Annotated in this window: 1 protein-coding gene; it reads right to left on the bottom strand. The window is 58.3% G+C overall.

The features are described from left to right. Positions 1-199: 199 nt before the first annotated feature. Positions 200-463, bottom strand: coding sequence for a transposase (locus PMO31116_RS23555; protein WP_063598734.1), 264 nt, complete (start codon positions 461-463; stop codon positions 200-202). Positions 464-535 lie beyond the last annotated feature (72 nt).

Genomic DNA, 535 nt, shown 5'->3' on the forward strand with positions numbered 1-535 from the left:
ACTCGAATGCGACGCGAGCCGAAACGCGGGAATTGCCCCGACAACGCTCGCATCGCATCGATCACTGGCGCGTTCTTGCTCGGCATCTTGAGCTCGTAACCCAAGCTCGAACGGCTGACCTGCATCAGCGTGCACGCTCGCCGTTGGCTCAAGCCCCTTGCCATCGCAAACCGGGCTTGCTCACAGCGAGCCTGCACGCTCACCACTTTTTTGCGCCGATCTCCTTCAGGACTTGGATATCGAGTGCCTGGTCGGCGACCAGTTTCTTCAGTCGGGCGTTCTCCGCCTCTAGTGCTTTGAGGCGCTTGACGTCGTCGCTGACCATTTCACCGAAGCGCTTGCGCCAAGCGTAGATCGACGCTTCGCTCACGCCGTGGCGCTTGGCCACCTCAGGCACCGTGTCCCGATCCGCTTCACGCAGTATCCGCACAATCTGTTCGTCGCTGTACCGGCTTTTTTTCATGCCAACTCCTCATCTGAGCTGAGGAGCCATTATCCCTAGATCTGATTGGTACGAAATTTTCAGGACAGGTCA

The organism is Pandoraea morbifera (genome assembly GCF_902459575.1).
Taxonomy (GTDB): Bacteria; Pseudomonadota; Gammaproteobacteria; order Burkholderiales; family Burkholderiaceae; genus Pandoraea; species Pandoraea morbifera.